21 protein-coding genes are annotated in these 21,966 nt (G+C 68.7%); 4 read left to right on the plus strand and 17 right to left on the minus strand.

What is annotated here, in order from left to right:
* The first annotated feature begins 134 nt into the window (after nucleotides 1-134).
* Nucleotides 135-965, plus strand: coding sequence for a peptidyl-prolyl cis-trans isomerase (locus H0X90_RS14865; RefSeq protein ID WP_077189827.1), 831 nt, complete (start codon nucleotides 135-137; stop codon nucleotides 963-965).
* 31 nt (nucleotides 966-996) lie between these two features.
* Here the strand turns inward: H0X90_RS14865 and H0X90_RS14870 are convergent, their stop codons facing one another.
* Entirely contained in the window at nucleotides 997-1,434 is a 438-nt protein-coding gene (locus tag H0X90_RS14870; RefSeq protein WP_060264152.1) for an N-acetyltransferase, read from the minus strand.
* Nucleotides 1,435-1,476: 42 nt separating this feature from the next.
* Nucleotides 1,477-2,433 carry a hypothetical protein gene (locus H0X90_RS14875; protein WP_006494556.1) on the minus strand — a complete coding sequence of 319 codons (957 nt, stop codon included), beginning with the start codon at nucleotides 2,431-2,433 and terminating at the stop codon, nucleotides 1,477-1,479.
* A gap of 306 nt (nucleotides 2,434-2,739) precedes the next feature.
* On the opposite strand from H0X90_RS14875, the gene H0X90_RS14880 reads away from it, so the two are divergent.
* Both H0X90_RS14880 and H0X90_RS14885 read left to right on the plus strand, forming a co-directional pair.
* Nucleotides 2,740-4,032, plus strand: a complete 1,293-nt coding sequence (locus tag H0X90_RS14880) for an MASE1 domain-containing protein (RefSeq protein WP_006482331.1) — start codon at nucleotides 2,740-2,742, stop codon at nucleotides 4,030-4,032.
* Between the two features lie 13 nt (nucleotides 4,033-4,045).
* Nucleotides 4,046-4,861, plus strand: a complete 816-nt coding sequence (locus H0X90_RS14885; protein WP_077189826.1) for a carboxylesterase — start codon at nucleotides 4,046-4,048, stop codon at nucleotides 4,859-4,861.
* A 112-nt stretch (nucleotides 4,862-4,973) separates the two neighbouring features.
* On the opposite strand, the gene H0X90_RS14890 is transcribed toward H0X90_RS14885, so the two are convergent.
* The 15 genes from H0X90_RS14890 to H0X90_RS14960 all read right to left on the minus strand — a co-directional run bounded on the left by H0X90_RS14890 (nucleotide 4,974) and on the right by H0X90_RS14960 (nucleotide 20,890).
* Entirely contained in the window at nucleotides 4,974-5,261 is a 288-nt protein-coding gene (locus H0X90_RS14890; protein WP_027813915.1) for a barstar family protein, read from the minus strand.
* Nucleotides 5,262-5,292: 31 nt separating this feature from the next.
* Nucleotides 5,293-6,348, minus strand: a complete 1,056-nt coding sequence (locus H0X90_RS14895) for a MerR family transcriptional regulator (RefSeq protein ID WP_077189825.1) — start codon at nucleotides 6,346-6,348, stop codon at nucleotides 5,293-5,295.
* Nucleotides 6,349-6,430: 82 nt separating this feature from the next.
* Entirely contained in the window at nucleotides 6,431-7,897 is a 1,467-nt protein-coding gene (gene xylB, locus H0X90_RS14900; RefSeq protein ID WP_006482345.1) for a xylulokinase, read from the minus strand.
* Nucleotides 7,894-8,829: an AraC family transcriptional regulator gene (locus H0X90_RS14905; protein ID WP_006482319.1), complete on the minus strand. Its 936-nt coding sequence runs from the start codon at nucleotides 8,827-8,829 to the stop codon at nucleotides 7,894-7,896. The genes xylB and H0X90_RS14905 overlap by 4 nt, the downstream gene beginning before the upstream one ends.
* Nucleotides 8,830-8,858: 29 nt before the next feature.
* Entirely contained in the window at nucleotides 8,859-10,052 is a 1,194-nt protein-coding gene (locus H0X90_RS14910; RefSeq protein ID WP_062885122.1) for an ABC transporter ATP-binding protein, read from the minus strand.
* A 3-nt stretch (nucleotides 10,053-10,055) separates the two neighbouring features.
* Nucleotides 10,056-11,090 (minus strand): NAD(P)-dependent alcohol dehydrogenase, encoded by a 1,035-nt coding sequence (locus tag H0X90_RS14915; RefSeq protein WP_006494552.1) that lies wholly within the window; start codon nucleotides 11,088-11,090, stop codon nucleotides 10,056-10,058.
* A 10-nt stretch (nucleotides 11,091-11,100) separates the two neighbouring features.
* Nucleotides 11,101-11,928 carry a carbohydrate ABC transporter permease gene (locus H0X90_RS14920; RefSeq protein ID WP_006482351.1) on the minus strand — a complete coding sequence of 276 codons (828 nt, stop codon included), beginning with the start codon at nucleotides 11,926-11,928 and terminating at the stop codon, nucleotides 11,101-11,103.
* Complete coding sequence (locus H0X90_RS14925) at nucleotides 11,916-12,875, minus strand: carbohydrate ABC transporter permease (RefSeq protein ID WP_006494551.1); 960 nt, start codon at nucleotides 12,873-12,875, stop codon at nucleotides 11,916-11,918. Before H0X90_RS14925 ends, H0X90_RS14920 begins: the two co-directional genes overlap by 13 nt.
* Nucleotides 12,859-14,133: a sugar ABC transporter substrate-binding protein gene (locus H0X90_RS14930; protein ID WP_006482338.1), complete on the minus strand. Its 1,275-nt coding sequence runs from the start codon at nucleotides 14,131-14,133 to the stop codon at nucleotides 12,859-12,861. Before H0X90_RS14930 ends, H0X90_RS14925 begins: the two co-directional genes overlap by 17 nt.
* A gap of 202 nt (nucleotides 14,134-14,335) precedes the next feature.
* A complete protein-coding gene (locus H0X90_RS14935; RefSeq protein ID WP_077189910.1) occupies nucleotides 14,336-15,295 on the minus strand; it encodes an amidohydrolase in 960 nt (319 codons plus the stop codon).
* 13 nt (nucleotides 15,296-15,308) lie between these two features.
* Nucleotides 15,309-16,256, minus strand: coding sequence for a YncE family protein (locus tag H0X90_RS14940; RefSeq protein WP_077189824.1), 948 nt, complete (start codon nucleotides 16,254-16,256; stop codon nucleotides 15,309-15,311).
* A gap of 40 nt (nucleotides 16,257-16,296) precedes the next feature.
* Nucleotides 16,297-17,589 (minus strand): MFS transporter, encoded by a 1,293-nt coding sequence (locus tag H0X90_RS14945; RefSeq protein ID WP_077189823.1) that lies wholly within the window; start codon nucleotides 17,587-17,589, stop codon nucleotides 16,297-16,299.
* Nucleotides 17,590-17,686: 97 nt separating this feature from the next.
* A complete protein-coding gene (locus tag H0X90_RS14950) occupies nucleotides 17,687-18,604 on the minus strand; it encodes a dihydrodipicolinate synthase family protein (RefSeq protein WP_077189822.1) in 918 nt (305 codons plus the stop codon).
* Nucleotides 18,605-18,612: 8 nt separating this feature from the next.
* A complete protein-coding gene (locus tag H0X90_RS14955) occupies nucleotides 18,613-19,785 on the minus strand; it encodes an L-rhamnonate dehydratase (RefSeq protein ID WP_060264175.1) in 1,173 nt (390 codons plus the stop codon).
* 49 nt (nucleotides 19,786-19,834) lie between these two features.
* Nucleotides 19,835-20,890, minus strand: coding sequence for a 4-hydroxythreonine-4-phosphate dehydrogenase PdxA (locus tag H0X90_RS14960; RefSeq protein WP_077189821.1), 1,056 nt, complete (start codon nucleotides 20,888-20,890; stop codon nucleotides 19,835-19,837).
* A 115-nt stretch (nucleotides 20,891-21,005) separates the two neighbouring features.
* Between H0X90_RS14960 and H0X90_RS14965 the strand changes: the two genes are divergently transcribed.
* Nucleotides 21,006-21,953 carry a LysR family transcriptional regulator gene (locus tag H0X90_RS14965; protein WP_058902501.1) on the plus strand — a complete coding sequence of 316 codons (948 nt, stop codon included), beginning with the start codon at nucleotides 21,006-21,008 and terminating at the stop codon, nucleotides 21,951-21,953.
* Nucleotides 21,954-21,966 lie beyond the last annotated feature (13 nt).

Here is a 21,966-nt window from a genome sequence, read left to right on the forward strand (position 1 = left end):
CGCCCCAACCTCCCGACGCGCAAACGCGGTTCCGTGCACAATGACAGCGGCACCCGCGGACGCTGCGCGGGCGTGCCCGATGAACGGGCGCGGCTGCCGCTGCCGCGTTTCTTATGCTCGAAGTGACAACCCCGATGAAAATGAAAACGACACCGAACCGCCTGTTGACGATCGTTGCGCTGGCCGGCGCACTGAGCGGCCCTGTCCACGCCCAGACGGCGGCGACCGTCGCGACCGTCAACGGCACGCCGATCACGCAGACCGACGTCGATACGCTGCTGCGCGCGTCCGGTCAGCCCGATTCGCCGCAGATCCGCCAGGCGATCAAGAATCAGCTGATCACGCGCGTGCTGGTTCAGCAGGCGGCCGAAAAGGCGAACTACGCGGACAAGCCCGAGGTCAAGGCGGCGATGCAGCAGGCGAAGGTGACGGCCGAGGTGCAGCTGTACCTGCGCGACCACGTGAAGCCGGAGCCGGTGACCGACGAGCAGGTCAAGGCGCGCTATGACGAACTCGTCGCCGCGCTCGGCAAGAACGAATTCAAGCCGCGTTTGATCGTCGTCAAGGATCCGGTCGCGGCGGCGACCGTGCTGAGCGAGCTGAAAGCGGGCAAGTCGTTCGACGGGCTCGCGCGCCAGTACAGCGTGGCGCCGAGCCGCGATACCGGCGGCGAGCTGCCGTGGGTGAGCTTCAACACGCCGGCGGTGGAAGGCAAGACGGCCGGATTGCCGCTGCCCGTCGCGCAGGCGCTCGAGAAGCTGTCGGTCGGCGCGGTGACGAAGGATTCGATTCCGGTCGATGGCGTGCGGGCGATCGTGAAGCTGGATGCGAAGCGGCCGACGCAGGTGCCGGGCTTCGAGACCGCGAAGCCGACGCTTCAGCAGCAACTGCAGGCGATCGCGGCCGAGAAGGCGAGTGCGCAGATGATCGGCAATCTGCTGAAGGACGCGAAGATCACGCAGTAATGGCCATGCGATGGCGTCGACATGACGCGCGTCACGCGTGCCAGACCATGCTCGCGCTCGTGTCGGTTGCCGACGCGACGCGAAAGCCGAGCCGTTCGTAGAGCCGCCGCGCCGGGTTGCCGTGCAGCACGCTGAGCGATACCGGCACGCGCGCGTGCGCCGCGTCGGTCAGCAATGTGTGCAGCACGGCTTCGCCGATTCCCTGGCCCTGGCGCGCGGGGAGAATCTGGATCTGATGGACGTGCCATTCGCTGGCGGCGCGTGTCACCTTCAGCAGGCCAATGGCATCGGCGCCTTCACAGACGATCATCGCGTCGTCGAAGTTCGCGCGGATGCGGCGGTCGTGCGCTTCATCGTCGGTCGGCGCGCCGACGCGCTGCAGATGCTCGGTCATCGTGAGTCGACGGAGCGTCAGCAGGAACGGGAGATCTTCCTGGGAGGCAGCACGCAGATGGATCGCGGGTTTCATCAGTGATGAGAGGTTGCGTCGGGCGCGAGGCTTTGGTGCGGATCACATGCCCGGCAACCGAATTTGCAGGCCGGCCGGGCGATGTTCGAGGACATCCGTGACCTCGTATTCGGTTTTTGCCCCGTCCGAAGTTTGCCACTGCTGCATACGGACATTGCACAAGAGCACGTCTCCCTTGCTGAAACTGATCTGGCTGTTGTTCACGCGCGACAGGAAGCCGGCATCGGTGATCGTCGCGTGAATCGTCGACGTGCCGTCGTACAGGCGCCACTTGTTGTCGTCCTTGAACGCGAGCGACACGATCGAGAATGCCATCTTGCGATGCTCGTCGAGCAGGAGCGAATCGGTTGGCTCCGGCGCGTGAAACCATGCGATCTCGTTGTGGGCGACCGTCTCGTATACCTCGGTATCGGTGCCGGCAGCGAAAATCTCGATGCCTTCGCGAGCGAGCGGCGCAAGCACTTGCGCGATGGCTTGGCGAACGCGGACGTCACTCAGCAGCGTGAGGACGGGTAGGTCGATTTCCAGTTCGTCGCCGTCGACGTCCAGCACCGCGGTGTTGTTCTGCATCCGCACGTGCGTGATCTCGCGCCCACGCAGCCATTTGAGGACGGCGAAAAGCCCCTTCCTCGCCCTGGGCGCGGCGATGCCGAGCGCGGTCAGGATCGTGACCGCATTGGCGAGCGCCGTGCCTTCGCTGCCGCTCAGCATGTCGCGCATGCGGCCGAGCAGCGAGGTCGCGAGCGTGAAATCGATGCCGAAGCTGCCGGTCTTGAAGCTGCCGCGCACGTTCACCTGCGGCCGGACCTGACCGCCGCACAGTGCGCGCGTCGACGCGTCGAGCAAATCGCCGAATGCCAGCAGCGCGGGCGCGAGTTCGCGTACGTCCATCTCGGACGAATCGAGCGTGGGCCCGTCGTACGTGATGCGAAATCGGCTCATGGTGTCGAAGGGGCCGATATCGGCCGGGCCGGTACTGTTTTCATCGTGTGCGGTCATGTCGAGTGCTGGCAAGAGAGCTGGACGATACGCCGAAACGAACGCTTTCGGATGCCTTTCATCGTAGGGCCGAATGACCGGCCGCGGCCGATTTTGGCCATCAGGACAAGACGACTTGCAGACGTGTCCCGATAGCGCCCGGCAAGCGGCGAACTTTTCCGATACCTTGCCGGTCACACTCGCCAGCTTGCGGGCGCGCGCCGGTGCCCCGAACGTGCTGCCGCCGTCCGGTATTCCGCCGTTCAACCCGCCCGCCTATCATTCGCACATCGCTCGCACGCACGGCGCAATACACAGGGATTCTCGATGGACACCAAACGATCGCGGCCGGGGCTCGTCGCCGCGCTGCTCTGGGCGGCGCTGTATCTCGCGACCGGCTACATCTCGCACGAATTCAACGGCCCCGTCCGGCTGACGGGCTACATCTGGCTGCCGGCCGGCGTGACGGTCGGCGCATTCATGCTGCGGCCGATGCGCGACTGGCTGACGCTGGCCGGCGCGTTCCTGGTCGGGCAACTCGCGCTGACCGCCATCGAGCACGGCAGCCTCGTCAACGCGGTGCTGTTCACGGTCGACGAGGTCGGCGCGGCCGCGCTCGCGGTCTGGCTCGTGCAGCGCGTGCGCTTTTCGCTCGAAGGGCTGTATTTCCTGCGCTCGGTGATCCTCGCCGGGATGATCGCGGGCGTCGTCGGCGCGATCGGCGGCGCGGCGTGGTACACGACGCTCAAGGGCGCGCCGTTCTTCGACGTGTGGTCGGTGTGGGCCGCATCCGATTTCGTCGGCGTGCTGCTGGTCACGCCGGTGCTCGCGTCGTGGTCGCGCTTTCGCGCGCACCGTTCGGGCGACCACGAGCGCTTCGACCTGGTGCTCGGCATCGTCGCGTTCGTGCTGCTCGCGGCCGTCGCGCTCGTGATCTTCGACGGCGATACGTCGCGGAAATTCGGCACGGGCGCCGGCTTCGCGCTCACGTATGTCCCGTTGTTCCTGACGGTCGCGGTGACGCTGCTGCTCGGCGGCCGGGCGGGTTCGTCGTCGGTGCTGGTGCTCGCGCTGATCGTGATCGAGCAGACCGCACAAGGCGACGGCCCGTTCGCGTCGCTTCACGCGCATTACGGCAGCGCGCTGCTCGAAGCGCAGCTCTATCTGGCGGTCGCGTCGCTGCTGGTGCTGACGGTCAGCACGCTGAAGACGACACGCGAGCGCGTGCACGAGCATGCGGCCGTCCTGCAGAACAACATGGAGCTCGCGCTCGCGAGCGCCGGCCAGATCGCGTACGTGCTCGATCCCGAGTCGGGCCGCATCGAGTGGAGCGGCGACGTCGAGCGCGTGTTCGGCGTCGGCGTCGACGCCGCGCAGATCGCGACCGTGCCGCTCGTGCTCGAACGCGTGCAGCCGGGCGATCGCGACGCGCTGCGCGACTACTGGAATGCGGAGATCGCGGGCGAGGACCGCGCGTCGCTGTCGCTGCGCATCGTGCTGCGCGACGGCGGCACGCGGACGATCACCGACCACGGCGCGCCGCTGCTGGATTCGAACGTCGACGTGACGGTGGTGGCGGGCGTGTGGCAGCTCGAGCGCGTGTGGCCGGCGGACGAATGAGCGGGTACGCGTCATGACGGGCCGCACGGGCGTGCTGCTGATCCACGGGCTCGGCGGCACGCAATACGATCTCGGTTCGCTGCACAAGGCGATGCGGCGCGCGGGCGGCGACACGCACATGATCACGCTGCCGGGGCACGGCACGCGCCCGGAGGATCTGGTCGGCGTGCGCGCGGAGGCGTGGCTCGATGCGGTGACCGAACAATACCGCACGCTGGCGCGCGAGTACGACACGCTGCACGTCGCGGGGATGTGCATGGGCGCGCTCGTCGCGCTGCTGCTGTGTCATCGCGTGCAGCATGCGCGCGGCCGGCTCGCGCTGCTGGCGACGCCGATGTTCATCGACGGCTGGTCGACGCCGTGGTACCGGTCGCTGCGGCACGTGCTGTACCGCGTGCCGGGTGTCGCCGAGCGAATGCGCGTGGAGGAAGGCGATCCGTTCGGCATCAAGAACGCGACGATCCGCGCGATCGTGAAGAAGAAGTTCGAGCGGCAGGACAGTTTCCACTATGCGTGGGTGCCGCTCGCGTGCGTGCGGCAGGTGGACCGGATGCGCGACTGGGCGCTCGACGCCGCGGCCGGCACGCCGTGCCCGACGCTCGTGCTGCATGCGCGCGAGGACGAGCTGACGAGCCTGCGCTCGGCCGACTTCCTGCTGGAGAAGCTGCCCGACGCGCGCGGGATCGTGCTGGAGAACAGCTATCACATGATCTGCGCGGACAACGATCGCGACGACGTCGCGCGGCACGTGCTCGAGTTCTTCGGCTTCGATCCCGTGCATGCGGTGAGCCCGGCGATGGCGCGGAGGATGGGGCGGCTGGGATCGTGACGGTGGCGCAACCGTCACAATGGCGTCAATCCGGGGGCAAATCCATTTGAGGTTGTCGCGATCTAGTCTGGAAGGAACGGACGCGCGATCTTGCGGCTCGCGGCGAGTTCGATCAATCGTATTCGACACGGGGTGCGAAGGCCGGATATTGCCGGGCCATGTCCTGCAGGCAGTCGCGCATCAGCTTCGCGTCGCGGGGAAAGCGGCGTTCGAATTCCGACCAGCCTTTCAGCCGGAGAATGAGCGGCATATCGACCAGCGCGGTAATGGCGTCCCAGAACGCATCCCAGTTTCTTCCATACCAATCCGGGAAACTCAACTTCTTCATCAGTCGTACGTGCAACTGTTCGGTCGATTCGATATCGTCGAGTTCGATTTCTACCCGCGTGTCGCGTGCCATCATGTTCTCCGACGGACAGGTCGCGAAACATTCAATTCATTTCGCGTTCCGTACCGAGCATCATAGCGCGCGCTTCCGGCCGCCGCGCGATCCGCTCGCGGACTTCCGGCGCCGCCAGGCACGTGGCCACGGCTTCATACCCCGGCGCGCCGGGGTAAGGCGCCACGCGTGCGGGCGGGCTGTGATTGGCCGGGCACAACAGGATGGTTTCGTCGGGACCGACCGCCGCGAGATCGAGGATCGTCGTCGAGCGCGTCAGCAGGAACAGCGGCCGCATGCCGGCGGCCGCGCTGTCGCGCAGATGCGCGATCAGCGCCAGTTGCGTGGCCCGATCGAGGCCCTGCTCGATCAGGTCGACGATCCGCACGCGCGGACTTTCCGCTTCGAGGCTGACGAGCAGCGCGGTCAGCGCCGCCGAAGGCGTCGCGCCCGTGCCGACGAGCAACGCCGACGTGCGGTCCACACGTGACTTCAGTTGCGGATCGGCGCGCAATGCGTCGGATGCCGCCGCACAATCGTCGTCCAGCCGATCGAGGCCGACGAACACGGCGCCAGGCAGCGCCTCCGCCAGCCGAAGCGCGAGCCGCGTCTTGCCGCTCCCCGGCGAACCGATGATGTAGTTCAGCGGCCGGATATCGCGACACTCGAACCACTCGCCGCCCCACGGCCACGGCAGGCTGAACGCGACGCCGGCGCTGCCGGGGTCGAGCAGCCGCGTGAGTTCGCCGTCCGCCGGCATCCGCCCGCGTGCCAGGCCGGCGCGCATCGCGCGCACGCGGTCGAGCTTGCTGACGAAATCGTGAATCCCGTGATCGAGCGCCGCTTCGTGGGCGGCCAGCGCTGCGTCGAGACCGCGCGCGTCGCCGTCGAGCACGCTCGCGACCTGCGCGAGCGTGAGGCCGAGCTTGCGCAGTGCCGCGATGTCGGCGGCGCGGGCGAGATCGTCCGCGCCGTACGTGCGGTATCCGGCCGGCGTGCGCGCCGGCGTGACGAGGCCGTGCCGCTCGTACAGCCGCAGCGCCTTGATCGAGACGCCGAGCCGCGCGGCGGCGGCCGACGCGTTCAAGCCGGGTGTGGCGGTACCCATCCGTCACCTCTTTGCTGTCGATTCGTTGCGCCCAGCATAAAGGCGATCCCAAGGGCCGGGTCAAGCGCGATCGCGCGGGCGTTCAGTCAGCCGCCGCGAACTCGTCCCGCAGCGCGCGATACAACCGCCGGTAGCGCGCGAGCCGCCCCGCCAGCAGATCGACCGACGCGGCATCGGGCGCGACCGTCTCCGTGACGGGCGGCGCGACGCAGACCTCCTCCAGCGTGTCGTTCGTCGCCGCCAGCCGCGCGAGCCGCGCGGCGCCGAGTGCCGCGCCGACCGCGCCGTCCGCATGGCGCTGCATCGCGAGCCCGGTCGCATTCGCGCACAGCCGCGCCCAGAACGCGCTCTTCGAGCCGCCGCCGATGAACGACACCGCGTCGAGCGTCGTGCCGGCCGCGCGCAGCGCGTCGTAGCCGTCGGCCATCGCGAACGCGACGCCTTCCATCACCGCATACGCGAGATCATCCGCATCGTGTTCGTTCGACAGCCCGAAGAACACGCCGCGCGCATGCGCGTCGTTGTGCGGCGTGCGCTCGCCGCCGAGATACGGCAGGAACAGCGGCGCGCGGGCCGGATCGGCGCGTTCGGCGCGCGCAGCGAGCGCGCCGGCGGTCGTGCCGTGCGCACGCGCGAGCCAGTCGAGGCTCGCGGCCGCCGACAGGATCACGCTCATCTGGTGCCAGCGTCCTTCGACGCAGTGGCAGAACGCGTGCACGGCGGCGTCCGGGTTCGGCGCGAAGCGGTCGTTGCCGGCGAACAGCACGCCCGACGTGCCGAGCGACAGGAAGCCGCTGCCGGCGCCCGTGACCCCCATGCCGATCGCGGACGCCGCGTTGTCGCCGGCGCCGCCGGCGATCGTCACGGGCCCGTCGATGCCCCATTCGCGCCGCAACGCATCGCGCAACTGCGCGGCGGGCGCGTTGCCTTCGACGAGGCGCGGCATCTGCGCGCGCGACAGCTCGGTTGCGGCGAGCATCCGGTCCGACCAGTCGCGGCGCGCGCAGTCGAGCCACAGCGTGCCCGCCGCGTCGGACATGTCGGACACGAATTCGCCGGACAGGCGCCAGATCAGGTAGTCCTTCGGCAGCAGCACCTTGTGGACCGCGCGAAACACGGCGGGCTCGTATTTCGCGAGCCACAGCAGCTTCGGCGCGGTGAAGCCGGGCATCGCCATGTTGCCGGTGATCGCGCGCGATTCCGGCACCAGCGCTTCCAGCTCGACGCATTCGGTGCCGGCGCGCGTGTCGTTCCACAGGATCGCGGGGCGCAGCACCTGGTCCGCGCGGTCGATCAGCGTCGCGCCGTGCATCTGGCCGGACAGCGCGATGCCGCGCAGCGCGGCGAAGCCGGCCGGATGCGCGGCGCGCACCGACGCGATCGCGTCGAGCATCGCGTGCCACCACGCCTGCGGGCTTTGTTCGGACCAGTGCGGATGCGGCCGGCTGATCGACAGCGCGGCCGAGCCGGTCGCGAGGGGCACCGATCGGGAATCGGTGAGCAGAACCTTGACCTCGGACGTGCCGAGGTCGATGCCGAGATATGTCACGTATGAAGCGTCCTGTCTGGGGCGCGGGGCGGCGCGCGTCGCGGGGGCGGCGCGTCGTCGCGACCGTGCGGTTCGTTGAGCCGGTGCAGCGCGCGGAACTTCGACGGCGGCACCTGCTTCATCGCGAGAAACTGACGGTTGAAGTTCGACAGGTTGTTGAAGCCAACCCGGTAGCAGATGTCGGTCACCGTCAGGTCGGAAAACATCAGCAGCTCGCACGCTTCGTTGATGCGCAGCCGGTTCAGGTAGCGCACGAACGACGAGCCGGTATGACGCCGGAAAAACCGCGTGAAGGTGCTGACGCTCATGCCGGCGAACGCGGCGACGTCGGCTTCGCGCAGCATGCCGGGCAGGTTCTGCTGCAGGTACGACAGCACCTGGTTGATGGTCGACGACATGTAGTGCTGCGCGTCGCTGCGGTAGCCGGGGCCGGCGAGCACGCGCCGCTCGCGGCACGACGACAGCCGGTCGAACAGCGACATCAGGATCTCGACGCGGCGGCAGCCGTGCGCATTCGCGAGTTCGAGCATCAGCGGCGCGACCTCGATGCCCACGCGGTCGGGAAACTGCACGCCGCGCGCCGCATCGTCGATCAGGTCGATCACCGGCTGCAGCTCGCTGAACGCGCCGACCATCTTCTCGATCGCATCGCGCGAGAACTGCAGCACGACGTCGCGCGACGGCACGCGTTCGCCGTCGGCCAGCTCGCTGACCCAGTTGTGCGGCAGGTTCGGCCCGGTGACGATCAGGTTGCCGGGGCCGAAATCGCCGATGTGGTCGCCGACGAACACCTTGCCGTGCGACGCCTGGATCAGATGAATCTCGTACTCGGGATGGAAGTGCCACTTCGCGACCGAATGCGGATAGTCGTGGACCCACGCGCGAAACGATTCGTCGCGGTGGGTGGGAACGATCTCGAGATCCGGGTTCATCGTGTACTCCGTCGGGGCGTGCCGGCGTGCTACGAACGGGACATCGACCAGCCCGTCGCGGCAGGCGGCGTGGTGCGCGTCGCGGCCGCCGGCGGCGCCGCGTGCGCGATCGGGTTCGCGTCCGGCAGTGTGACGTTGCGCTCGGTGCCGGCGTCGAACAGATGCAGGGCTTCTTCGTCGAAGCGGAACGCTACCACGGCGCCCGGCGCCGGGGCCATCGGGGCCGGCACGAGGGCCGCGCACGGCTGGCCGCGCCAGTCCAGCGTGACGAGCGCCTCGGCGCCGAGCAGCTCGACGAGTTCGACCGTGCCGGTCAGCGTGAGCGTGCCCGGGGTCGGATCGCCTTCGGCGACGAGTTGCAGGTGGTTCGGGCGGATCGCGGCCTTCACCCGCTGGCCGTCCTGCAGCCGTGCGAAGCGCGAGGACGCGAGCGGCCAGCGCGCGCCGTTGCAGTCGAGCAGCACGTTCGTGCCGACGCGCGCGATCGTGCCGTCCGCGAAGTTCATTGCCGGCGTGCCGACGAACCCGGCCGCGAATACCGTGTGCGGCTGGCCGTACAGCTCGGCCGGCGTGCCGATCTGCTCGATGTGGCCGCCGCGCATCAGCACGACGCGGTCGGCGAGCGTCATCGCCTCGAGCTGATCGTGCGTGACGTACAGCGTGGTCGTCTTCAGTTGCCGGTGCAGCCGCTTGATGTCGCCGCGCAACTGCGTGCGCAGCTTCGCGTCGAGGTTCGACAGCGGCTCGTCGAACAGGAACACGGCGGGCGTCTTGATCATCGCGCGCGCGATCGCCGCGCGCTGCTGCTGGCCGCCCGACATCGCGCGCGGACGGCGGTCGAGCAGCGCGTCGAGGCTCAGGATGCGCGCGACGTCGCGCACGCGGCGGTCGATCTCGTCGGCCGGCACCTTCAGCCGCCGCAGGCCGAACGCGATGTTGTCGTACACCGTCATGTGCGGATACAGCGCATAGTTCTGGAACACCATCGCGACATTGCGCTCGCGCGACGGCAGGTCGTTGACGACCGCATCGCCGATCACGAGCTCGCCGCCGGTGATCGCCTCGAGGCCCGCGATCATCCGCAGCATCGTCGACTTGCCGCAGCCGGACGGGCCGAGCAGCACGATGAATTCGCCGTCGGCGATCTCGAGGTCGAGCGGATGCAGCACGGCGGGGCCGCCGTCGTAGTGCTTCGACAAAGCCTTGCAGGTGATCTGGGCCATGGCTCAATCCATTTCGATCTGAATCTTGACGTCGCGCGGGTGTCCGCTCGCCGCTTCCTCGAACGCGCGCACGCCTTCGGAAAACGGGAACGTGCGCGAGATGAACGGCTTCACGTCGATCGCGCCGGACGCGATCAGCGCGAGCGCGCGCGGGAAGATGTTCGCGTAGCGGAACACCGACTCGATGCGGCCTTCCTTCGCCTGCAGCGCGACCACGTCGAGCGGCACCGGCGCGACCGGCATCCCGATCAGCACCGCGCAGCCGCCCGGGCACATCAGGTCGACGAGGCCCGCATACGCGTTCGCGCTGCCGCTCGCCTCGAACACGACGTCCGCGCCCCAGCCGCCAGAGGCTTCGGCCACCGCGTCGGCCAGCGGCCGCGTACGCACGTCGACGGTCGTGACGGCCGGGTTGCCGGCGAACAGCGCGAGCTTGTCCGGCACGACGTCGGCGAGGATCACGCGCGCGGCGCCGCCGGCGAGCGCGGCGAGCGCCGTCATCGCGCCGATCGTGCCGGCGCCGATCACGACCGCGAGGTCGCCCGGCTTCATCGCCGCCTTCTTCGCGGCCTGCAGGCCGATCGACAGCGGCTCGACGATCGCGCCTTCGGCGAACGACACGTTGTCGGGCAGCCGGTACGTGAACGCGGCCGGATGCACGACGAACGGCGTCAGGCAGCCGTGGATCGGCGGCGTCGCCCAGAAGCGCACGTCGGGATCGAGGTTGTAGAGCCCGCGCAGCGTCGCGGGCGAATCGAGGCGCGGCACGCCGGGCTCCATGCACACGCGGTCGCCGACGCGCAGGTGCGTGACGTCGGCGCCGGTCTCGACGACCGTGCCGGACGCTTCATGGCCGAGCACCATCGGCGCATCGACGCGGAACGGGCCGATCCCGCCGTGAACGTAGTAATGCACGTCGCTGCCGCAGACGCCGACCGTATGGACCTTGATCCGGACGTCGCCGGGGCCGACCGCTTGCGGCAGGTCGATGTCGCGCAGCGCGAGCTCGCGCGTGCGTTCGAGTACGAGCGCTTTCAACGTGTTCTCCTTATTTTCCCTTGACCATCGAATTGAGCAGGCGGCTCAGCATGCCGACGAAGACGAGCGGCGGCAGCGCGAGCAGCACCGTCGACGCGTTGATCACGCCCCACGGCACTTCCTGGCCGAGCGACGTGAACGCGGACGCGACCACCGGCAGCGTCGCGCTGCGCGACGACGTGAGGGCGAGCGCGATCATCAGTTCGTTCCACACCAGCACGAAGCTGAACACGATGCCGCCGAGCAGCGTGCTCGCGCACACCGGCAGCGCGATGTGCCAGAACACCGCGTACGGGCCGTAGCCGTCGAGCGCGGCGGCTTCCTCGATCTCGCGCGGCAGCCGGCGGAACACCGGGATCGACAGCCACGTGATGGTCGACAGCGTGACGAGCAGGTACGTGACGATCATCGACAGCTTGGTGTCGTACAGCCCGAGATCGACCCAGATCGCGATCAGCGGCAATGCGACCGCGACGGGCGGCAGAAATCGCAGCGACAGCAGGAAGAACTGGATGTCCCGCTTGCCGCGCACCGGGTAGCGCGCGATCGCATACGCGGCCGGCACGCCGAGCACGGCGCCGATCAGCACCGCCGCGCCGACGATCGCGATGCTGTTGCCGAGCCCGATCAGCACTTCGGGGCTCGACAGCACCTGTTCGTAGTTCGCGAGCGTCGGCGTGAAGAAGAAGCGCGGCGTCGGCGTGACGATGTCGAGCAGGTGCTTGAGCGAATTGAGCACGGCCCAGAACAGCGGGAACGCGGCGACGAGCAGGATCGCGCCGGCGATCGCGACGGTGGAAACGGCGGCGGGGCCGCGGCGGGCCATCAGTCGTCCCATTTGTTGACCCTCTTCCAGATGAGCGTGAAGACCAGCGTGGTCGCGACCATCATCAGCACGGCCATGCCCGACGCATACGACACCTTGCCGGCGAGGCCGATGCCCTGCTGGTACGCGTAGAGATCGAGCGTTTCGGTCGCGATGCCGGGGCCGCCCTTGGTCATCACGTAGATCAGGTCGAACGAGCGCAGCGATTCGACCATCTTGATGAACACGAGACTCACGAGCGGCGCCTTCAGCATCGGCAGCGCGATGTACGCATGCACCTGCCAGGTCGTCGCGTAGTCGAGCCGCGCGGCCTCGAGCGGCTCCGGCGGCAGTGTCTCCAGCAGCTTCAGGATCACGACCGCGAAGAACAGCCCCCACTGCCACACGTCGACGAGCGCGACCGCGTACAGCGCGAGATGCGGATCGGCGAGAAACGCGGTGTGCTCGACGCCGAGCGTGCCGAGCAGCCAGCTCAGGATGCCGGTGAGCGGCGCGTACATGAACTTCCAGATGAACGCGGCCGACACGCGCGGCAGCAGCACCGGCATGATCAGCACCAGCGACGCGAAGCGGCGCCAGCGGCCGTGCACGCGCTCGAACAGGAACACCGCGAGCGCGATCCCGACCAGCACCGCGCCGGCGACCGTGACGACTTCCCACAGCACCGACACCTCGATCGCGTTCAGGAAGCGCCGGTCCGACGCGAGCCGGACGAAGTTGCGCAGGCCGACGTATTCGCTGTCCGGGTAGCGCAGCACGCGGTTGCGCAGCGCGAGGTTGATCGCGGCGATCGTCGGGACGAGGCTCAGGACCGCGAGCAGCGCGAGCGTCGGCGCGAGGAACACCCACGGCAGGCTCGTGCGATCGCGGCGCGCGCGGCCGCGCCGGACCGACGTTGCGGAAGGGGCCGGGCGGACGCCGAGCGTGCGTCCGCCCGTGCCGTCATTTGCGAGCGCCATGTTCGAGCGCGTCCTTCGCATACTGGTCCGCGTCGTCGAGCGTGCCGCGGATGTCCGTCTGCGTGCCGGTGAACACCTGTTCGAGCGCGATGCCGAGGTTGTCGCCGATATCCGGCCACTGCGGCGTCCGCCAGATCGTCACCTGCGTGACGGGGTTGGTGTCGTTCAGCCCGGCCTGGATCTGCGGCGCGACGTGCTGCTTGAAGTACGGGCTGGCGATCGTGCTGGAGCGGTTGTAGTCGCTGAACACGCCGTTGCGCAGCCGCGCCTGCTCCTGGTCCTTGCTGGTCGCCCACGCGATGAAGCGGCCGGCGGCCATCCGCGTGCAGTCGTCCTTTGCGCCGACCGCCGAGATCGCGAAGCCGTGCCCGTACGCGGCCGACGGCAACGGCGCGGGCGGCCGCGTATAGCCGACCTTGCCGGCCACGCTCGACTTGCTCGCATCTTCCATCCAGTCCGCGAACGGCGTCGATTCGATCATGAACGCGACCTTGCCCGAGCGGAACGCTTCGAGCGCGTTGCTCCAGTCGTAGGTCGCCGAGCCGGGGGGCGCGTACTTGAACAGGTCGCTGTAGAGCTGCGTGGCCTTCACCGCGGCCGGCGAATTGAACGCGGGCTGGCCGCCCTTGTCGGTCCACGCGCCGCCCATCCCGAGCATGAACGGCGACCAGCGCCACACGTTCATCCCCGAGCCGCGCTGGCCGCGCGCGACCCAGCCGTACAGCTTCGGCGGCGCGTTGAGCTTCCTGATCGCGGCGACGAGCTGGTCGAGGGTCTTCGGCACCGGGATGTGCGCGGCGTCGAGCAGGTCGCGGCGGTAGAACAGGAAGTCGCCGCCGCCGATCAGCGGCGCGAAGTACGCGACGCCGTTGTAGCTCGCGACCGCGCGGCGGCCGGGCAGGAAGTCGTCGTAGTCGTAGTCCTTCGGATAGTACTTCAGGAGCGGCACGATCCAGTTGGCCGACGCGAATTCGGCGACGTTCGCCTCGTCGACGTAGTAGATCTGGTACGAACCCGCGCCGGTCGACGCGTCGAGCCGCGATTTCGCGCGGCGGTCGTTTTCGCCGAAATAGCTGATCTCGACCTTGGTGCCGTTCTTCTTCTCGTAGTCGGCCAGCGATTTCTCCATCACCGACAGGCCGAGGCTCTTCTGCGCGAGCACCCGAAGGGTCGGCACCTTGCAGGTTTGCGCGGCCGCGACGCCCGGCAGACAGGCGCCGAGCAGCAGGCCGGCTGCGACGATTCGCATCTTGTTCACCCGTGTCTCCTTGATTCTGCTTGTTCGAATGCCGCCGATGACGGCAGGGACAATGGTGTGACGGGGGCGATGCGATCACCACATCAAAAGAATTCGCGAACCGATACTTTTTGCTCAGGTTCGGTCGTGCGATGCACAAAATGTGGTGGTCGGGGGGCGGCGCGAGGCCGGCCCGGCGCGGACGAACGGCGGACGCGCGGCGTTACCCGCGCGCCGGTCGATGCGGCGCGTCGAGCGCGATCCGGTAGACGCGCAGCGCGTTGTCGTGCCAGATCGCGCGGCGCGCGGGGCCGTCGAGGTGCGCGATCGCGCCGGCGAACGTGCGCAGCAGTGCGGGATAGGACACGCGCAGTCCGGCGACCGGGAAATTGCTGGCGAACAGGCAGCGCCGCCAGCCGAAGATCGCGATCGTGTCGCGGATGATCCGCGCGTTGTCCGCGTCGTTCCACGCCGCATCGCGCAGGCCGAGCTCGGAGATTTTCACGGTCACGCGCGGCAACGCGGCGAGCGCCGCCATGCCGCCGCGCCAACGCGCGAGTCCGGCTTCGGAACGGTCCCACGGCAGCCCCGCGTGTTCGAGCACGACATCGACGTCGGGTGCATCGACCAGCATCGCGGCCGCGTCGCCGAGATGCCAGAACGGCACGCGCAGATCCCAGCTCAGGCCGTGCGCGGCGAGGCGTTCGAGCGCGGCCGGCCAGCGCGGATCACGCAGCGCGCCCGGCCCGTCGATCGATGCGTCCGGCGCAGCCGCGGTGCGCGGCTTGAACCGCACGCCGCGCACGCGCGGCCACGCGGCCTGTTCGGCGAGCCGTTCGTCCGCATCGCCGGCCAGCAGGTCGACCCACGCGACGATCGCCGACGGCAGCGCGTGCGCGGCCGCGACTTCATGCAGCCAGCGCGTTTCCGCGAGTGCCTCGTCGCGCGCGCGTTCGGCTTCGACGTGCACGCTGGCGACGAGCGGCGCGCATTGCGCCGCGCGCCGGAAATCGTCGACGTCGAAGTTGCGGCACAGCGCCGCGTAGTCGCCGAACATGAAGCGTGCCGGGTCGTAGTGCGCCTGCAGCCACGGGTAGTGCGCGCCCGCATCGAGCTGCCACAGGTGGTGATGCGCATCGACGAGCGCATCGGGCATGCCGTCGGGCGGCGCTTCGTCGCGCATGTCAGCGCGCATGTCAGCGCGCGCCGGCGAGCACGTACGACGCATCGGGCTCGCGCAGCGTCGCGAGCGCACCGACGAAGCGCCACGCGTCGAGGTCAAGTTCGCGCACATGGTCGTCCTGGAACGACACGTACGCGACGCGCCGCGACGGATGGAACGACAGCGCGGTCGGATTGGCGGGCAGCGCGATGCGCTCGATCTCCTCGAGCTGCCGCGCGTCGAACACCGAGATCGACCGCTCGCCGGAGTTGGTCAACAGCAGCAGGTCGCGGCCGTCGGGCGCGCTCGTCCGGTAGATGCGGTTCGGGTCGCTACGCGTTTTCACGCGGCGGCCGCAGGTCATCGTCTCCGTGTCGATCTCGACCAGCGTGTCGTCGCCGCGATTCGCGACGAACAGCGTGCGCTCGTCGCTCGACAGCGCGTTGCCTTCGGGGCGTGGGCCGGGCATCACCGCGCGCGGCGCGACCGTCGCGTCGCGTGGATGGAATCGCGTGACCGTGTTCGACAGCAGATGCACGCCGTACGCACGGCTCGCGTCGCGCGTGAGCGTCACGAGGTGCGTTTTCGCGCCGCCGGACGGCACGGCCATGTTCGGCACGGGCTGGCGGGTCGGCTCGTCGAATACGAGCAGCATGTCGTGCGCTTCGCTCATCGCATACAGCCGGCCGTCGCGGTCGCTCGCCATCCCGTGCGGCCGGTAGTACGGCCACAGGTCGAGCATGCGCGTGTGCGTGCGCTCGACGAGATCGATCTCGGCGATCCGGTGATCGCCTTCATGGCCGCGCGACCACGCGGTCTCGATTCCGAAGATGCCGACGTACGCGTAGCGGTCGTTCACGTCGACGGCGAATTCGTGCGGGAAGTTCGGCAGCACGATGTGCTTGAGCGGCGCTTTCGTGTCGAGGTCGTAGAAGCTGAAAGTGTGCGCGCATTTCTGCACCAGCAGCAGGATGTCGTTCATGATGGGTCTCCGGTGTGTCGTTCGCTGTCGCGCGGGTTCGTCAGCCCTCGCAGCGCTTCGGCAGCGTCAGCGCGAGCAGCCCGGCCACCGCGAGCGTGGCCGCGAGGCTGTAGACGCCGGCCGCCGCGCTCACGTGCTGCGTCAGCACGCCGACCGCATACGGGCCGCAGAAGCCGCCGAGATTGCCGAGCGCGTTGATCAGGCCGCGGGCGCTGCCGGCCGCCTCGACGCTGCAGAGCTTCGGCGGAATCGCCCAGAACACGCCGGCCGCCGCCTGCAGGAAGAAGCCGCAGCCGATCAGGAACGCGAACGACACGGCCATCGATGCATGCGTGAGCACCGACAGCGCGAGGCACGCGGCGAATCCGACCAGCGGCAGCAGCACGAACAGGCGTCGCTTGCCGGTCCGGTCGGACCAATACGACGTGACGAGCATCCCGATCACCATCGCGACGTACGGCAGCATCGCGAGCAGGCCGACCCGGCCCATCCCGCTGTGCGTGAGATTTTTCAGCAGGGTCGGCAACCACATCGTATAGCCGTAGATGCCGGCCTGATAGCAGAAGTTGATCGCGATGAGCAGCCAGATCGTCGGGTGGCGCAGCAGCGCGCCGAACGACGTGGCCGCCGGCGTGCCGGCCGCGCGCTTGCGTTCCTGCTCGTCGCGCAGCGCGTCGAGGATGTACGCCTTCTCGCGCGGCGACACCCAGCGCGCGGTCTCCGGGCCGTCGTCGGCGAACAGCATCCAGACGACGAGGCACAGCAGCGACAGCGCGCCCGCGCAGAAGAACAGGTGATGCCAGTCGTATGCGGCGAGGATGAAGCCGGACAGCGGCGCGGTGATCATGCCGGCGAGCGGCACGAACAGGATGACCATCGCATTCGCGCGGCCGCGTTCGCGGTCGGGAAACCAGTGGCTGACCATCGTCAGCACGACCGGCAGCATCCCGCCCTCGGCCACGCCGAGCAGGAAGCGCAGCGCGAGCAACTGCCACGTGTGCGTGACGAGCCCGGTCAGCACCGACAGCACGGCCCAGCTCACGAGCGACCACGCGATGAAGGCCTTGCCGCTGCCGAGCGCCGCGCGCCGGCCGCCGGGAATCTGCAGGAACAGGTAGCCGAAGAAGAAGATGCCGCCGGCGAGGCCGGCCATCGTCGCATCCATGCCGAGATCGGCGTTCATCCCGCCGGGCATCGCGAACGCGATGTTCACGCGGTCCATGTAGGAAATGATGCACGCGAGCAGCAGCGGCGGAATCACGCGCAGCCAGCGGCGGCGCGGAATGGCTTCGCCGGCGTCGTAGGCCGGGGTCGCGGGGTTCAGCAGGTTCATGGTGTCTCCATCCATCCGATGAGCGGCGGCAGCCTTCTGTCGGGCCGCCGTCACGCCGAGGCGCAACGCACGCGCGTTGCGGGTGCAAAAACGGTCGCTAGCGCCCCCAGCGCAGCACGAGCGGATCGAGCCGCCGCGCCGTGTCGAGCAACCCCGCGCGTACCTGCGGAGGCAGCTCGGGCCACGGCGAACGCGGCCGGTCGCACGCGATCACGCCGCCTTCCTTCATCAGCGCCTTCGCGGTGAGGAAGCCCGACTGCCGGTTCTCGTAGTTGATCAGCGGCAGCCAGCGCGCGTACGCGTCGTATGCATCGTCGCGGCGGCCGGCGAAATACGCGTCGGTGATCCGGCGAATCCCGTCCGGATAGCCGCCGCCCGTCATCGCGCCGGTCGCGCCGGCGTCGAGATCGGCGAGCAGCGTGATGCCTTCCTCGCCGTCCCACGGCCCCTCGATCGCATCGCCGCCGAGCGCGATCAGCTCGCGCAGCTTCGACGCGGCGCCGGCCGTCTCGATCTTGAAATACGACACGGCGTCGATTTCGCGCGCGAGCGTCGCGAGCAGCGAGGCGGACAACGCGACGCCGCTCGCCGGCGCGTCCTGGATCATCAGCGGAATGTCGAGGCCGTCGGCGACGTCGCGGAAGTACGCGCGCACCTGGGCCTCGGGCACGCGGAACGTCGCGCCGTGGTACGGGGGCATGACCATCACCATCGCGGCACCGAGCGCCTGGGCCTCGCGATTGCGCTGCGCACAGATCCGCGCGCTGAAGTGCGACGTCGTGACGATCACCGGCACGCGGCCCGCGACGTGTTCGAGCGTGGTGCGCGTGATGAGATCGCGTTCGTCGTCGCCGAGCGCGAACTGCTCGGAGTAGTTCGCGTGGATGCAGAGGCCGTGCGAACCGGCATCGATCATTAAATCGACGCAGCGGCGCTGGCCGTCGAGATCGAGCGCGCCGTGCGCGTCGAAGATCGTCGGCACGACGGGAAAGACGCCCTGGTAGCGTGCGTTCATGTCGGCCCTCACTCGACGATGTCGAACTGGTCGAGGAATTCGGTCTTCAGCGTGAGGCCGAGGCCCGGCACGTCGTCGCGCAGTTGCAGGAAACCGTTCTCGGCCACCGGTTCGCCGTCGAAGATGTAATAGAACAGCTCGTTGCCGACCTCGACGTCGAACATCGGGAAGTACTCGCTCATCGGCGACGCGAGCGTGCTCATCGTCAGGTGGTAGTTGTGCATCTGGCCCGCGTGCGGAATCACCGGCACGCTGTACGCCTCGCACAGCGCGTTGATCTTGTGCGCCATCGTGATCCCGCCGACGCGGTTCGTGTCGTATTGCACGACCGACACGGCCTTGCGGTCGAGCAGCTGCTTGAAGCCGTACAGCGAGAATTCGTGCTCGCCGCCGGAGATCGGGATGCGCGTCAGCCGGTTCAGCTCCGCGTAGCCGTCGAGGTCGTCCGCGATCACCGGTTCTTCCAGCCAGCGCGGCTGGTATTTCTCGAGCTTCGGCAGGATGCGCTTCGCATATTCGAGGTTCCAGCCCATGTAGCACTCGAGCATCAGGTCGTTGTCGTAGCCGATCACCTCGCGGATCGCCGCGACCGATTTCAGGTTCTCGACCACGCCCTGCTGCCCGTGCGCGGGCCCGTAGCCGAAGCGCATCTTGAACGCGCGGAAGCCTTCCTTCAGGTACTGCTGCGCTTCCTCTTGCATCGCCTTCAGGTCGGTGCGATAGAGCTTCGAGTAGTAGCAGGGAATCTTTTCCTTGGTGCGGCCGCCGAGCAGCTTGAAGACCGGCTTGCCGACGCTCTTGCCGAGGATGTCCCAGATCGCGATGTCGACCGCCGAGATCGCCGCCATGCCGATGCCCTTGCGGCCCCAGGCATGGGTCGCGCGGTACATCCGCTGGTTCAGGTACTCGTAGTCCCACGGGTCCTGGCCGATCACGAGCGGCGCGAGGTACTGGTCGATGATGACCTTCGCGACCTGCGGCGCGAGCGCGACGTTGCCGAGGCCGACGATGCCGTCGTCGGTTTCGACTTCGACGACCGTCCACGCATGGAAGCGGAACGTGCTCATCGTTTCCTGCGGCGCATACAGCAGGTCCATCGCGTTCGAACAGAAGTTGCCCTGCGGCGGGACGGTCTTGCCTTTCCACTGGAATACGCGAGCGCGTACGGAGCGGATCTTCATGATGGTGTCTCCAGAATCGGGGTTGTCGTGTGTAGAAGGCGTGCGAGCGTCACGCCGAAACGGCGGCGGTGCGGCGCGCGGCGCCCATCCGGCACGCGATCTGCAGCGCCTGCCAGGTCGCGCCGACGTCGGCCGTGCCGCGGCCCGCGATGTCGTACGCGGTGCCGTGCGCGGGCGTCGTGATCGGCACGGGCAGGCCGCCCTGCACGGTCACGCCGCGCGAGAAGCCGAGCAGCTTGATCGCGATCTGCCCCTGGTCGTGGTACATCGTGACGATCGCCTGGTAATCGCCGGCCTGCGCCTTCAGGAAGATCGTGTCGGCCGGGAACGGGCCGTGGAACGGCGTGTCGGTCGGCCAGTCGCGCGCCTGCAAGCGGCGCACGGCCGGCTCGATGATGTCGACTTCCTCGCGGCCGCAACTGCCGCCGTCGCCGCCGTGCGGGTTGAACGCGGCGATCGCGACCCTCGGCGCGGCGACGCCGTTCGCGAGCAGCGACCGGTAGATCAGCTCGGACGCCTGTTCGATCCGCTCGATGCTCAGGCAGCCGGCCGCGTCCTTCAGCGGGATATGCGACGAGATCCGCGCGGTCCACAGTTCGCCGAGCGTGTTGAATTCGCAGAAGTAGCCGGTCACGCCGAGCGCCTCGGCGAAGTGGTGCAGCTCGTCGTCGTGGCGCAGCCCGCCGAGCTTCATCGCGTACTTGTTCAGCGGCGCGAAGCAGATCGCGTCGATGTCGCCGGCGAGCGCGGCGTCGAGGCACTGGTCGAGCACGGCCAGCGTCGAGCGGCCGCCGGCAGCATCCGCCTGGCCGACCGTGACCTGCGCGGCGTCGATCGTATCGACCGCGACGAACGCGGCGCGCGCGGTCGACGGCCGGCCGCGCACGGCGGCCAGCGACGCGACGGGTTCGACGTCGATCGTGACGCCGGCGACGCGCTGGCCAGCCTCCCACAGCCAGCGATCGCCGATCAGCACGAGGTTCGCGCGGGCGGTCGCGTCGGGGCGGGCGAGCAGTTTCGCGATCAGTTCGGCGCCGATGCCGGCGGGGTCGCCGAGCGTCAGCGCGACGACGGGCTGCGTGGCGGCGGTCGAGGGGAGGTGCATGCGGTGTCTCCGGTGGCGGCGCGTGGCCGTTGGTCTATGGGGTTGATGCTAGGTAGACGGAATGAGTCGGTAAATTGAAAACTCTTGATGAATCGATAACCTGGAGTAATCAAAAATGGGCTCGATCGACCGACGAGACTCGACCCCGCAACTGCTGAACCGGCTGCGCATGCGCCAGATCGCGCTGCTGCTGGCCGTGGACGAATGCTCGACGCTGCGCGCGGCGGCCGAGCAGATGGGCCTCACGCAACCGGCCGCGACGAAGATGCTGGCCGAACTGGAGAGTGCGCTCGGCCAGCGGCTGTTCGACCGCATCGGGCGCGGGCTCGTGCTGAACCCGGCCGGCGAGCGCGTGCTCGGCTATTTCCGCGGCATCCGCGGCAGCATGGAGGCGCTGAACCGCGAGCTCGGCGAACTGCAGCTCGGCAGCGCGGGGCGGCTTGCGATCGGCAGCATCATGGCGGCGTCGCCGGGGCGGCTGACCGAGGCGCTGGTGCAGTTGAAGGCGCGTTATCCGCTGCTCGCGATCGACATCGCGGTCGATACGAGCGACCGGCTGATGCCGCAGCTTCGCGAAGGCGTGCTCGAAGTGGTGATCGGGCGCCACGTCGGGACCGACTGCGACTTCCGCGTGGTCGACGACGAGGCGCTCGCGATCATCGCGGGCCGCGACCATCCGCTCGCGGACGCGGGGCCGGTCGAATTCGACGCGCTGCTCGACTATGCGTGGATCGTGCAGCCGACCGGCAGCCCGGCGCGCGAGGTCGTCGAGCGGGAATTCCGCTCGCGTCACCAGCCGATGCCGCGCGGGCTCGTCGAAACGGGCTCGATCCTGACCACGATGAACCTCGTCGACCGTTCGTCGATGCTCGGCGTGATTCCGTTGACGGTCGCGCAGCGCAACGCGGCGCACGGGCTCGTCGCGATCATCGATTACACGCTCGAACAGAAGCTGCCGTCGTACGGCAGCCTCGTGCGGCGCGACCGGCCTTTGAGCATTCCCGCGCAGCAGTTTCTCGCGCTGTTTCACCGGGACGGCGCGGGGGATGACGGCGATGCGTAATGGCGCGGTTTGC

Source organism: Burkholderia sp. 9775_39, from assembly GCF_015712225.1.
Taxonomy (GTDB): Bacteria; Pseudomonadota; Gammaproteobacteria; order Burkholderiales; family Burkholderiaceae; genus Burkholderia; species Burkholderia cenocepacia.